The sequence below is a fragment of the Limosilactobacillus galli genome, assembly GCF_947381495.1.
Classification (GTDB): Bacteria; Bacillota; Bacilli; order Lactobacillales; family Lactobacillaceae; genus Limosilactobacillus; species Limosilactobacillus galli.
This window is the reverse complement of record NZ_CANCWK010000047.1, coordinates 1-12,838: the sequence shown is the minus strand read 5'-3', so window position 1 is coordinate 12,838 and position 12,838 is coordinate 1. Positions and strand designations below refer to the sequence as shown.

11 protein-coding genes are annotated in these 12,838 nt (G+C 51.8%); 5 read left to right on the top strand and 6 right to left on the bottom strand.

The window, feature by feature from the left end; all coding sequences use genetic code 11:
* Positions 1–579 precede the first annotated feature (579 nt).
* On the top strand, positions 580–1,341 hold the full coding sequence (locus QOS10_RS08120) for an acetoin reductase (protein ID WP_283594958.1): 762 nt from the start codon (positions 580–582) through the stop codon (positions 1,339–1,341).
* 125 nt (positions 1,342–1,466) lie between these two features.
* Here the strand turns inward: QOS10_RS08120 and QOS10_RS08115 are convergent, their stop codons facing one another.
* Positions 1,467–1,676, bottom strand: a complete 210-nt coding sequence (locus tag QOS10_RS08115) for a hypothetical protein (RefSeq protein WP_283594957.1) — start codon at positions 1,674–1,676, stop codon at positions 1,467–1,469.
* A 462-nt stretch (positions 1,677–2,138) separates the two neighbouring features.
* Between QOS10_RS08115 and QOS10_RS08110 the strand changes: the two genes are divergently transcribed.
* Positions 2,139–3,554, top strand: coding sequence for a Na+/H+ antiporter NhaC family protein (locus QOS10_RS08110; RefSeq protein WP_283594956.1), 1,416 nt, complete (start codon positions 2,139–2,141; stop codon positions 3,552–3,554).
* 250 nt (positions 3,555–3,804) lie between these two features.
* Here the strand turns inward: QOS10_RS08110 and QOS10_RS08105 are convergent, their stop codons facing one another.
* The 3 genes from QOS10_RS08105 to QOS10_RS08095 form a co-directional block, all read right to left on the bottom strand.
* A complete protein-coding gene (locus QOS10_RS08105; RefSeq protein ID WP_283594955.1) occupies positions 3,805–5,814 on the bottom strand; it encodes a beta-galactosidase in 2,010 nt (669 codons plus the stop codon).
* Between the two features lie 14 nt (positions 5,815–5,828).
* Positions 5,829–7,772, bottom strand: coding sequence for a PTS sugar transporter subunit IIA (locus QOS10_RS08100; RefSeq protein ID WP_283594954.1), 1,944 nt, complete (start codon positions 7,770–7,772; stop codon positions 5,829–5,831).
* Positions 7,773–7,935: 163 nt separating this feature from the next.
* Positions 7,936–8,943, bottom strand: a complete 1,008-nt coding sequence (locus tag QOS10_RS08095) for a LacI family DNA-binding transcriptional regulator (protein ID WP_283594953.1) — start codon at positions 8,941–8,943, stop codon at positions 7,936–7,938.
* 150 nt (positions 8,944–9,093) lie between these two features.
* On the opposite strand from QOS10_RS08095, the gene QOS10_RS08090 reads away from it, so the two are divergent.
* The 3 genes from QOS10_RS08090 to QOS10_RS08080 all read left to right on the top strand — a co-directional run bounded on the left by QOS10_RS08090 (position 9,094) and on the right by QOS10_RS08080 (position 11,101).
* Entirely contained in the window at positions 9,094–9,429 is a 336-nt protein-coding gene (locus QOS10_RS08090) for a low temperature requirement protein A (protein ID WP_283594952.1), read from the top strand.
* Complete coding sequence (locus QOS10_RS08085) at positions 9,430–9,873, top strand: low temperature requirement protein A (protein ID WP_283594951.1); 444 nt, start codon at positions 9,430–9,432, stop codon at positions 9,871–9,873.
* A 136-nt stretch (positions 9,874–10,009) separates the two neighbouring features.
* Positions 10,010–11,101 (top strand): FRG domain-containing protein, encoded by a 1,092-nt coding sequence (locus QOS10_RS08080; RefSeq protein WP_283594950.1) that lies wholly within the window; start codon positions 10,010–10,012, stop codon positions 11,099–11,101.
* 165 nt (positions 11,102–11,266) lie between these two features.
* On the opposite strand, the gene QOS10_RS08075 is transcribed toward QOS10_RS08080, so the two are convergent.
* Together QOS10_RS08075 and QOS10_RS08070 are read right to left on the bottom strand one after the other, a co-directional pair.
* Positions 11,267–12,004 carry a glucose 1-dehydrogenase gene (locus QOS10_RS08075; protein WP_283594949.1) on the bottom strand — a complete coding sequence of 246 codons (738 nt, stop codon included), beginning with the start codon at positions 12,002–12,004 and terminating at the stop codon, positions 11,267–11,269.
* Between the two features lie 34 nt (positions 12,005–12,038).
* Positions 12,039–12,695 (bottom strand): SDR family NAD(P)-dependent oxidoreductase, encoded by a 657-nt coding sequence (locus QOS10_RS08070; RefSeq protein WP_283594948.1) that lies wholly within the window; start codon positions 12,693–12,695, stop codon positions 12,039–12,041.
* Between the last annotated feature and the right edge of the window lie 143 nt (positions 12,696–12,838).

Sequence of the window (12,838 nt, the reverse complement as noted above, 5' to 3'; positions counted from 1 at the left end):
TAATCACCGAAGTGATTGAAGACCCTACACATTTAGTTCGTCAAAACTTTGTTCAGTTTTCAAAGGTCTACCTTGCTAAATAAGTTACTGCTTATTTAGCGTATTCATTGTATCATCTGACTTAATAACTTGTCAATAGCTTTTATTAACTTTTTGAAGCAACCATTGAAGATCGCTCGTCACAAGTCAGCATATTTATAATACCTGATTACTATCAAGAAGTCAACAACTAATTACAACTTAGTAAGAAGCAAAATCATCAACTGCCTCAACAGCAATATCTATTGTACTATCCCATCGTTATTTTATCAAGGATAAACATGAATTAAATTTCATGTAGTTTTTAGAACTAGCTGTCAAGCTCTACAGCTCGACAGCTTGTGAAAAACAACTTTGGTCTAGTTAAATCATGTTATGCTTTTGAAACACAACAGTTAAGTACTATAGACCCCTCGTAACATAATTGCAACAGTTAGTTTACCTTTTATCAGCCGAAATCGTTTACACACCTTTCGGACAAGACTATGCTAGACAGTGTAAGCGATGTTTGTCTAACTCTAAAGAAAGGAAGCTATCAATATGACTAAGGTTGCAATGGTTACAGGTGCTGGTCAAGGAATCGGTAAGGCAATCGCTGAGAGGCTCGCCAAGGCTGGCTTTGCGGTCAGTGTTGCCGATCTAAACAGTGACAACGCCCAACAGGTTGCCAAAGAGATCAAGGATGCGGGCGGTGACGCCCTGGCCGTTACCGTTAACGTCGCTGACCGTGACCAGATGTTCTCCGCTGTTAAACAGACGGCCGACCACTTCGGCGGCTTCGACGTTCTCGTTAATAATGCCGGCCTGGGTCCAGTCACCCGCATCAAGGACGTCACCCCCGAGATGTTCGATAAGGTCATGCACGTCAACGTTGCCGGTGACATGTGGGGAATCCAGGCCGCCCTTGAGCAGTTCGAAAAGAAGCCGCGGCACGACAAGGAAATCATTGGTAAGATCATCAACGCTACCTCGCAAGCCGGGGTGCGGGGCAACAAGAACGAGCTTCTCTACTCCAGCACCAAGTTTGCGGTTCGTGGCCTGACCCAGGTTGCCGCTCGTGACCTGGCCAAGCAGGGAATCACTGTCAACGCCTACGCTCCTGGCATCGTCAACACACCAATGATGCGTAAGATCGCTGAAGATCAGGGACTGAAGATGAGCGACTACGAGTCATTAATCGCCCTCAACAAGCTTTCCGATCCCGATGACGTCGCTAAGGTCGTTGAATTCCTGGCCAGTGATAAGGCCGACTATATCACCGGCCAGACCATCCTGTGCGATGGCGGTATGCAGTTCGAATAGTAATTAACTACTTATAAGTAGAGAAGCGGGGCAAATACTATCCCGCTTCTTTTAGCTTTAAAATGAAAAATCTTCCCAAGTAATGTCTGGGAAGATTAGTGAAGTTAGCATATTCAGTTATTAAATCAGACATTCAAAGTCCTACCATACTCATTGTTGATAGTGTCAACAACGTCTTGAGCCTTCATGTCATCTTCAACAACTGTCTTGCCGTCCCGTAGCGTGTACGTTACGTCATCAGTCAGATTGTTGTAGTCAACATCGTTACCCTTAGCATCAACAAAATCAAACTTCGAGTTTTGGAAGTTCTTAAGAGCATCTTCATTAATTTCCATGATTATGCTTCCTTTCATTGTCTATTATAGTCCATCTTTTAAATTGTGTACATTCCTTTATAATTTTCTTAATCATTAACGGCACAGTTTTCGGTACCCGAATAAAACTTAGGTATCCAGAATCTAAGATTAATTTTAAATTAGGAATTGACAAACTAAAATGAGAATGTTTTAATAATGGCAACAAATATCGAAAGGAACGAATGGTAATGATTCAATCAATGTTAAACACAACCATGTATTATAACAACACTGCTGACCGCAATTAATGTCTGCACTAACGGGTGCGGGCAGAGACGTTCGCACCTAAGCAGGGTTGTGTTTAACTAACTTTTGCTAGGTGTTATCAATCTAGCAAGAGGACCAGATCAGGCTATTCGCTATATAGCGCCAGCTAGATTGAGCAATGTCTCATATCTAGCTGGCTTTTTTCGTTTAGATCTATTAGGGAGGAAATTCAAAATGAATCTACTTAAAAAACGCCGCCATCAGGACGAACCTGTCCTTGGCTTTGGCGAAAGTCTCATTGTCCTGATCGTTATCCTGTGCATCCTCGGCTACCTGATTATCATCAGGCAGCAGGAACCGCAGGCACCACTATTCATCGCCTTCACCCTGCTGGCTATCTACGGTCGGCTGCGTGGCTTTTCGTGGGACACTGTCATGGATGGCATGCGCAGTGGACTACGGGCCGGCGTTGATCCGCTGATCATCTTCCTCTCCATCGGGGTGCTGATCGCCACCTGGATCTTCTCTGGAACCATCCCCACCATCATGTACTTCGGTTTTAAGATCATCTCCGTAAAGTTCTTCCTGCCAACCGTCTTTATCGTCTGCACCCTGGTCGGGGTCGCCTGCGGAAGTTCATTCACCACTGTCTCGACCATGGGGATCGCCTTTATCGGGATCGGGGCCACTCTCCGGATCAACCCCGGACTAACTGCTGGAGTCATCGTCTCCGGTGCCTTCTGCGGATCCAACATCTCCCCGCTGTCTGGAACCACCAACCTCGCCGCCAGCGTCGGTAAGATCAGCATCTACGAACACATCAAGGCCCTGATGATCACGGACATCCCCGCCTGGGCCATCTGCCTCGTCCTCTACACCATTCTCGGCTTCAACTCCCGCAGCGTCAGTCTCAATGCCGTCCACCAGATGATGCACGGGCTTGCCAACGGCTTCTGGATCTCCGGCTGGGCTCTCCTGCCGGTCCTCCTCCTGGTTATCCTGGCAATTCTGCAAGTTCCCGCCATTCCATCCTTGGGGCTCGGCTCCCTCTTTGCCACCCTGCTCGGCTGGATCCACGCCCCAGCTACCAGTATCAGCACCATCACTAAAACCATCATGATGGGCTTTGTTTCCCACACCGGGGATAAGACCATCGATACCCTTCTTTCTAAGGGTGGGATTGCCAGCATGCTGACCTCGCTGGCCCTGATTGTCTTTGCCCTGGCCCTCGGTGGTCTGTTGATCAAGTTCAACATCATCGGCGCCATCATTGATCACATCTCAGCGGCTATTCAAACACCAGGTCGGCTCACCTTGGCAACTGCCATCACCTGTGTCGGGGTCAACCTGATCGTCGGTGAACACTACCTCGCCATCATCCTACCTGGTCAGTCCTTCCTTAAATCATTTGATAAGCTGGGACTCAAGCGGAAGTTCCTCACCCGGATCCTGAACGATGCCGGGGCCGCGGTCAACGCCATCATTCCATGGAGTGTTTCCGGGGTCTTCATCGCCGGCGCACTCCAGGTCAACCCGCTGCGGTTCATCCCGTGGACCTTCTTCCCGTTCCTCGTTACCATCCTGGCCGTCATCACCGGAATGTTCTTGAAGATTCCTAAGAAGACTAATACTGAAGTTGCTCCAGCATAATCAAACAAATGGGAGTGTGACAGAAGTCGTTTACGACTTCGTCTTCACACCCCCGCGAGCACAAATGGCCTCAGGCGTTCGGGTTTCCCGAATGCTTGAGGCCATTTGTGTAACGCGCTGTTGACTTTTGATTTATATAACGGACTTAAGTCACAGCCCCATTTTATTATATTCAACTTAAAAAGCGCGCACGGGATTCCGTCTCGTGCGCACTTTTCGTGTAAGTTATATTAGCAAAGTTTGCAGAAAGTTACTTGGTCAGGATTTCAACATCCCAGCCATTTAGTGTTGGACGAGCAGTTTGGTCAGTCAGGAGATCCCGGTAGCCACGGAACTTCAGCGGCAATTCGTGCTGGTCATTGCTCATATTCAGAACGAAGTACAGCGGTTGCCCATCCGTGGTGACCCGCTTGGTGATCTCCACTTCCGTCGGCTGATCGGTCAGTGGCGTTATCCCGCTGGCCGTAACCGCGCGGTCAATCACTGATGACAGGCCATCGTGGTCCAGGCGGCTGCCGACGTACCAGGCGGTCCCGCGGCCAAACTTGTTCTCCGTGACGGCCGGGGTGCCAGCGTAGAATTCGTTGGCGTACTCACCGAGCGACTTGGCGCCCTCCAGGTGGATCAGGTCACAGATTAAGTGGGCCGCGTGTTCCTGGCCATCGATCGTAATCTTGGTCTGGTGGCCTGGTACAACCGCGTCGCTTTCTTCAACCCAGACACCGGTGACCTTCTTCAGTGGGCCAGGGTATCCACCCGGATAGATGTTGTCGGATGAATCAACCATCCCCGACATGAAGCTGGTCATGAAGTGGCCGCCCGCCGCAACGTAGTTCTCAATCTTCTTGCCCAGGCCCGGTTTGACCATGTAGAGGACCGGAGCAACGACCAGGTCGTACTGACTGAAGTCGTCATCGACACTGATCACGTCGGTCGGGATGTTCCGTTTATAGAACTGACGGTAGTAGTCCAGAATAATTGGGACATACTGGAGGTCCTTGGTGATACCGTCGACGTACTCAAATGACCAGAAGTTGCTCCAATCAAAGACGATACCGACCTTGGCGTGAACCCCGGCGCCCTTAACCACGGATCCAACCCGTTTGAGGTCGTGTCCTAGCCGGGCAACTTCCTTGAAGGCCCGGGTGTCCGTCCGACCGGAGTGGGCGATCACGGCACTGTGGAATTTCTCTGAGCCACCGAGGGCCTGCTTCAGCTGGAAGAACTGGACGGTATCCGCCCCGTGCGCCACCGCCTGCAATTCAGTAGCCCGCATCTGGCCGGGCCGCTTGAGAGGACTATACGGTTGCCAGTTAACCTGGGCCGGGGTTGATTCCATCAGCATAAATGGCTGGTGTTTCAGAGTCCGCATCAGGTCGTAGAGAAAGGCCGGTTGGTAGGTTGGCATATTATAGGCCGGGTAGCTGTCGTAGGAAATAATGTCCTGCTCGCGGGCCCACTTCTGGTAGTCCACCATCTTATTCGGTAGGCTGTGGAAGTTGGTCGTTACCGGAATGTCCGGGGCGTACTGTTCGATGATGTGCTTTTCCATCTTAAACAGGTTAAGCATAGCATCGGACTGGAAACGCAGGTAGTCAATTGAAAGGCCCGCTACAATCGTCTCGGTTCCCTCGGGGCCCCAGGCGTCACCGAGTTCGTTCGGCACAACGATCTCGTCCCAGTCATAGATGGTGTGACTCCAGACATTCATGTTCCAGGCCCGGTTCAGGTTGTCGAGGGTCTGGTAACGTTGCTTCAGCCATTCACGAAAGGCCGCGGCGCAGTTATCGCAGTAACAGTTACCGCCGTATTCGTTATTGACGTGCCAGGCCACGATGTGTGGATTATCACCGTAGCGCTTGGCCAGCTGGGTGACGAGCCCACTGGCGAGCCGCTGGTAGTCCGGACTAGTTGGGCAGAAGTTGTGCCGCTGACCGAAGACGTGCCGGCGTCCCTGGTAGTCCACCCGGGCCACCGCCGGATACTTCTTGAACATCCAGGCTGGCATGGCCGCTGTGGAGGTTGCCATCACGATGTCAAAACCCGCCGCAGATAATTCGTCCACGATCCGGTCGAGCTTCGTGAAGTCGTATTGGCCCTCCTGCGGTTCAAGAAGGGCCCAGGAGAACACGTTGATCGTGGCCGAATTGATGTCCGCCTGTTTGAAAATCTGGATATCCTGAGCCCACGTGTCGGCCGGCCACTGTTCCGGATTATAATCACCGCCGTAGAGAAAACGGGGAAGTTTCTTTTTACCCATAACAATTGCCTTCCTTACTTAAATTTAACCGTTGTTACCTGATCGCCATGCTTAATATCACTGCCGTAGTCGATTGGCGTAACGTCTTCGACCCGGTGTGGTTGGGTGAAGAAGTTGACCACGGTATCCTGGTAACCAGAATTCTGAATCAGTTGCCGGTCGAAGTCGAAGAGCAGTTCTCCCTTCTTGACAACCTGACCGTCGTTGTAGTGACTGACGAAACCTTCACCACGCATGTTGACGGTACCGACCCCAATGTGAACCAACAGTTCGAGACCGTCATCGGAGACAATTCCGAAGGCGTGCCGGGTCCCAAAGGTGAAGCGGATCTGGCCATCAAATGGTGCGTAGATGTGATTGCTCATCGGCTGGATAGCGAAGCCCTTCCCAGGGAAGACTTCGCCGTCTTGGTCAACAACGTCCTTCATCGGTACCAGTTTACCATCGACCGGTGCATAGATCGTCGTGGCCTTGGTAGTAGTATCGGCCGCCCCGACGTTATCAGTACCAGCAGATGGAGCAGCACTATCATCACCGGCAGCCAGCTTGTCCTTCAGTTCTTCGACAACCTCGGCGTGCTTCTTTTCACTCAGGGTAACCTTTGTTAAGAAGACAACGATTGCCAAGATCGCAAATGCCAGTGGAATGTAGAAGGCCATGCTATCGAAAGTCCGAATGTCGTGGGCTGTCATATCAGCAGCCGTGGCTGTACCGGTCATTCCAGCAGCGATGGCAATGTAACCAACCAGTCCGTTGGAGATCGCACCGGTCAGCTTATCGATCATTGGCCGGACCGCCAGAACAACTGCTTCGTTCCGCTGCCCGTTCTTCAATTGGCCATATTCAATGGCATCGGTCAAGGTCAGAACCGTTACCAACTGGGCGAAGTTGATGTTAAAGAGTACCAGCCCGAGGTCCATCATGAAGACGTTGGACCGGAAGAAGATAAAGATAATGTAGGCGAGTGACATTGAAACTTGGCCCGCCGTGAACAGCCACTTCCGCGGGATGTACTTGTTCAAAATCGGGAAGAGTGGGCTGGTGCAGAAACCGATGATCGTGGCGATAACCCCAACGATCCAGAATTCACCAGGCTTACCGATAACGAATTTGTACAGGTAGAAGAGAACACCATTAGTGATGACATACGCACATGAGTACAGGAGGTATGCCAGACTTGGCCAGAGAATCTGGTCATTGTGGAAGATGGCAGAAAAGACTTCCCGGATGGTCGTCTTGTCTTGGGCGGAGTTCCGGATGATGTTGTGCTTTTCCTTAGTTCCGAAGCAAACCGCCAGGGCACTCAGAAGGGCCACCAACGAAACAATCGCTGCGAAGGCGAACCAGCCAATTGGGCCTTCCTTGTGCTGGCCCGTTGCCAGGTAGGTAAAGAACGTTACGACTGGAACCACGATAATGGTCAGCCCGTTCCAACCAATCGTTCCGGCAAAGGCTCCCAATGAGGTGTAAACCCCACGTTCCTCGGAGTCTTCACTCAGTGCTGGAACCATGCCCCAATAAGAGACATCGGAGAATGAGTAGAAGATATCGAAACAGATGAAGATGATCACGAACAGGATCGCAAACAGGACCCAGTTGACCTTAGCCAGGCCGAAGATCCCGGTGAACAGGATCAGCAATAGAATGATACTGACGATGTTACCAATCATGATCCAGGGTTTGAACTTTCCCCACCGGGTCTTGGTATTGTCGACGATGTTCCCCAAGAGTGGGTCGATAACCAGTTCAAGGATCCGGACCGCCACAATCAAACCAGTGATCAGTCCGATCAACTTGTCGGCAACCGACTTTGCCAAACCATTAAACATGCCACCGGTGACGAAGATAATGAAGTAAGTACTCATTACCCCGTAAAATGCCGAGTGACCAACGTTACCAAAGCAGAAGGATGCGCGTGAGATCCACTGCTTGGCCGTTAATTTATGACCCTTTGCCATAAAAACCTGACCTCCTAAAAGCTATCTTTGCTAAAAATCATGTAACCGTTTACAGTAAATAGTATAGTTCTTTACACAATTTTAGTAAAGTATTTATTAAATTAAATAAATCTTTTACTTGAAGGGCAGTAAAAAAGCGTGGTCAGTCAGCCACGCCTTCTCATTATTCGTTTGTAAAACTCTTTCGGATTACTAGGTCGGTGTTGACGGTCAGGTGGACGTGCGGCCGTCCCGGATGAACAATCAAATCTTGAAGGAGCTTGACTGCCATCCGGCCAAGGGTTTCCTGGTTGATGTTATAGGAAGATAGCGGCGGCGAAACATACCACGCTACCTCGCTATTGTTAATGCTGATCACCGCAGTATCCCGGGGCACAATGACCCCCTCCTCGTTGAAGGCCTGCAGGACCCCGACGCTCAGTGTATCGGAGGCGACGATAAAGGCTTCCGGTAGGTGGTCAGCACACTCATCCAGTGCCCGCTTCCCCAGCGCATAGCCATTCTCAATGTTGAAGGGACCACCGACAAACATCGAGGCTTCAGTAATCCCAGCGTTGATACTGGTAAATTCCCGGAAAGCCATCTCCCGAATGTCAGGCCGCTGAACCTGGTCAAAGTTAAGACCAACCCCACCGATAAAACCAACTCGGTGCTTACCGGCCGCAATAAGCCGCTGGAGGGCATCCCGAATCGTCAGGGTTAGGTTAGGCCGAACGGAATCAAACATCTCGGGGGCGGGATTGATGTCAACGAAGACCCCATTGGGCAACGCATCATGCAGGGTTATTAGTTTCTGCTTGGTCAGACGGTGGGCCCCCACTCCGATGAAGCCCTGAAAATCAGCGGCGCGTTTCACCAGGTCGGTGATGTGTTCAAATACTTCGACCTGCATCCCCGCCTGCTTAATCACTGCCAAGAGAGCATCTTTCAGTGAAGAGAAGTACTCATCCTGAAGCTGCTCCTTGATGTCAACACGGTACAGGAGGGCAATCGTCGGCCGGATCGTGTCCTGCTTGCGGTGGTCGTTCCAGTAGCCCAACTCCTCCGCGGCCGTCATAATCCGTTTCCGCGTGCTTGGGGCAATTGACAGGTTCGGGTCGTTATTCAGCAGGCGGGAGACCGTTGCCGACGAAAAGCCCGCCTTCTCCGCAATTTCCTTGATTGTTGCCATGCCGCATCCCTCTTTTTCAGTAAGTATTGCGGGCCCATCCCGCTGTTACTTACCATTCTATCACGGTCCCCACCCAAAATTTACTAAATAAGTAAAGCCATGGTTGAAGATGGTAAAATAACCTTAAGATTAACTTTAGGAGGTATCGTAATGGATAATCCCTTAACCAAGCGGGTGTCACTGATCGAGCTCTTCTACGACCTCGTCTTTGTCTACATGATTTCCCGCGCAACCAGCCTCATCCACCACCTGCACAGCGGCGTCCTGAGTCCCATCACTCTGGCCATCTTCGCCCTGGTGGTGATCGTCTTCATCAACTCCTGGATGGTCCAGATGGTGTTCACCAACCGCTATGGCAAGTCGTCGTGGACCAATATCACCTTCTCATTCATCGACATGGTCATTGTGCTCTACATGTCCAACGCCTTCGCGGCCACCTTTGACCGCCACCTGGCCACGTTCTTCACCGCAGCCAGCCTGCTCTAGTTGACTCTCTGCCTGCAGTACCTGATCGTCTACCACCAGGCGACCAACCACGTCGACCGGCAGACCGTCCGGGCCTTCAGCGGAATCCTTGGCCTGCGGACCGGTAACCTGATGATCTACCTCCACTACTTCATCCTGTTCGGCATCAGTCTCTTCACCGTCGCGCTAAAGTTCATCAGCGAGGAAAGCGCCCAGCCGTTCTTCACAGCTTCCTGCCTCTACGGCGGGATTTTCCTCTTCTACATCGGTCTCTGGCTGGCCAACCGCTATAACCGGATCATCATCAACGGTCGGGTGGTGGGTTTCTTCATTGCCACGACCATTGCGGGTTTCCTGGCAGCAAGTCTTTGGCCGTCGTTTGCCACCTTTACAATCTCTATCGCGGTTGTTACCCTGGCCAACGCCGCCTGCCTGACCCACTACATGTTAAGGCACAATAACTAATCGAAACGGTTGAAAGGAACACTTCTTTCGGCCGCTTTTTCTATAGGACCGTGGTAGATCCCTTGCTTTCACCTTATGTGAAATATATCATTATCAATGAAAGCGACGTCAGTTTCACACAGGGAGGACATGCCAGATGATTCATACCATTCAGACCGTTTCCGATTATATCGAAGAAATCGAAAAACTCATCAATAATAAGAAACATAACTACTACTTCCGGGGGCAGGACGACGCCTTCTCCAATACCCTGCCGTCCGTCTTCCGCAGTCGGAAGCTCCTCGACAACGAGGACAACATGTTCAATGACTTCCTGATGGCGGACCCCCAGCTCTTCGAGAAGTGCCGGACCAACTTCGAGCGGATGGCCCTAATGGAGCACTACCACCTGCCGACCCGCCTGCTCGACGTCAGTACTAACCCCCTGATCGCCCTCTTCTTCGCAGTCAAGGGCGGCCAGGGCAACGGGGAGGTTTACATCTATAAGGACCGCCCCAACCACGACAAACTGGCCGCAATGTTAGAGGAACAGGGCTGGCCAAACCTGATTGCTGAATACAAGGTCAAGCGGGGGTTGACCAATCACGACTACTTCAAGAAGAACGCCTTTTCTAACGAGATGCAGCTCGAATCATCGCTGGCCCGGCAGTCGATGGCCGACAAGAGTGCCTTCTTTCAGGCCATCAAGAGCTTCTACCAACTCGACAACAGCTACATTGCCCAGCAGCACCGCCTCTGGAGCGACGACTACCTGAATTACTTCGATAGCGAGGAGTCCAACTACTTCGCTGCATTCAAGCACGACCTCCAGACACTGCCGTTTCTCCGCCTGTTTGAGGAGGCCAAGCGGGACATTCCGAGCTTCGCCAACAAACTGAACCCGCTCGAACTGATCGTGCCCAAGATCGTCACGATTAAGCGGATGAGCCGGCGGATGGAGAATCAGCAGGGGCTCTTCCTCTTCGTTCCCTTCATCGGCGACGAATACGACCGCTCCGTTAATATTGATTACGCCGAGGTCGAACGGCAGGCACAGATGGCAATCGACATTCTCAGCCTCTATAACCCTGACAACCCCAACGAGAAGGAGAAGTACATCATCCCCGCCGAGTATAAGCGGCCGATCCTCGATGAGCTGGCCAAACTCGGGATCGACTACAGCTTCATCTATCCCGAGGACCACGCTAAGAAGGCCGAGATGATCAAGGACCGCTACCTGGGGCTGTGAAGAATAAAATAATCCCCAATCCACTGTCTGTGTTTGTGGGTCGGGGATTATTTATTAGGATCATTAATTCGAACAGTCTTCTCAACAGCCGGGTGGTCGTAGGATGTATCGCCATCGGTTATCAATAAGTAAGGAGAAATTGCTGGCTACTATTCAGGATGAAAACTACTGAGCGGTATAGCCGCCATCGATAACAAAGTCGGCACCCGCGGCAAACGAGGATTCGTCCGATCCCAGGTAAACACAGATCGGGGCGATGTCTTCGGGCTTTCCAACACGGCCCAGCGGCGTGATCCCGTCAAACTGCTTCAGCTCGTCAGGAGTCAGGATCCCGGTATCGATTACCCCGGGGAAGACAGCATTGGCCCGGATACCCCAGCGGTGCGTTGCCGCATCCAGGGCCGCGGTCTTGGTCAGCAGCCGCACCCCGGCCTTGGAGGCATTGTAGGCATCGCCATTCGGGGCCCCAACGATCCCCTCGACGCTGGCCATATTGATGATCGAGCCGCCACCGTTTTCCTTCATCGCCTGCATGGCGTACTTCATGCCCAGGAAGACCCCGGTCAGGTTGAGGTCCATTACCTTCTGCCAGTCATCCAGCGGTTCCTCGGTAATCGGCACTACCTTGGGCGCCCGGCCGGCGTTATTGACAAGGATGTCCAAATGTTGGAACTTCGCCATCGTCTGGTCAATCAGGTTTCGCCAATCGTTTTCGCTCGCCGCATCCTGCTTGATGTAGGTTGCCTGGGGCCCGAGCTCTTCAGCAGCGGCCTGGCCCTGGTCTTCCGTGGGTGCCGTGATGACCACCTGAGCGCCTTCGTCAACGTAGGCTTGGGCAATGGCCTTCCCGATTCCGTGGGTACCCCCGGTAATAATCGCAACTTTATCTTTTAAGCGGTCCATAATTCATTGTCCTTTCTAAAATGTCACCTGATGATTAGTCCTTCGTACCAACCGAGCCGCACGCGTCGGCTACCAGCACGGCCCCGTTGATGTAGGAGGCATTGTCCGAAGCCAGGAAGTAAGCGGCTTGGCCGATCTCCTGCGGCTCACCGTAGCGTTTGGCGGGGAGCATCTTCTTCAGCTGCTGGCCAAAGCTGCCCGGCGTCTGGTCATCAAAGACGGGAGCCGTCATGGCTGTGTGCACTGTCCCTGGAGCGACGGAGTTAACCCGAATCTTGGTGTCGGCGTAGTCCAGAGCCACCGACTTAGTCAGCCCAATTACGGCCGTCTTGGCAGTGATGTACGGTGACATGGTGTCGGCCGCGAGCATGGCCCCATTGGAACTGATGTTAACGACAGAGCCGACCTTGCCCTGCTTGACGAACTGCTGGATCTCGGCGTGCAGGGATAGCATTGTTCCCCGGAAGTCCACGGTCATGACCTTGTCGAACTCCTCAATCTTGAGCTGGTCGAAGGGAGCGAAGCGGCCGCTGATACCAGCATCGTTGACGGCGTAGTCGAGGTGGCCCCACTTTTCGACCGTTTTCTCAACCATCCGCTGACAATCCACGGCCTTTGAAACGTAAGCAGTCAATAACGATACGTATTGCAGACGAAAAAAGGGCGTGAACCACCGATCTTGGTGATTCACGCCCTTCGACTTGTAATTCTAGTCGCATCAAATCACCTCAAAAGATTTAATGTAATTGGCAGATTACAAGAAATAACTTGAACGAATTTAATGACGTAAATTAAGCAGGAAGATCTCGATTGGTGTGCGCCAGTTAAGACATT

Coding starts and splice junctions, on each gene's coding strand:
- QOS10_RS08105 (WP_283594955.1), bottom strand. CDS start 5,814: ATGGGTAAAAAGAAACTTCCCCGTTTTCTCTACGGCGGTGATTATAAT.
- QOS10_RS08110 (WP_283594956.1), top strand. CDS start 2,139: ATGAATCTACTTAAAAAACGCCGCCATCAGGACGAACCTGTCCTTGGC.
- QOS10_RS08095 (WP_283594953.1), bottom strand. CDS start 8,943: ATGGCAACAATCAAGGAAATTGCGGAGAAGGCGGGCTTTTCGTCGGCA.
- QOS10_RS08090 (WP_283594952.1), top strand. CDS start 9,094: ATGGATAATCCCTTAACCAAGCGGGTGTCACTGATCGAGCTCTTCTAC.
- QOS10_RS08080 (WP_283594950.1), top strand. CDS start 10,010: ATGATTCATACCATTCAGACCGTTTCCGATTATATCGAAGAAATCGAA.
- QOS10_RS08100 (WP_283594954.1), bottom strand. CDS start 7,772: ATGGCAAAGGGTCATAAATTAACGGCCAAGCAGTGGATCTCACGCGCA.
- QOS10_RS08075 (WP_283594949.1), bottom strand. CDS start 12,004: ATGGACCGCTTAAAAGATAAAGTTGCGATTATTACCGGGGGTACCCAC.
- QOS10_RS08120 (WP_283594958.1), top strand. CDS start 580: ATGACTAAGGTTGCAATGGTTACAGGTGCTGGTCAAGGAATCGGTAAG.
- QOS10_RS08115 (WP_283594957.1), bottom strand. CDS start 1,676: ATGGAAATTAATGAAGATGCTCTTAAGAACTTCCAAAACTCGAAGTTT.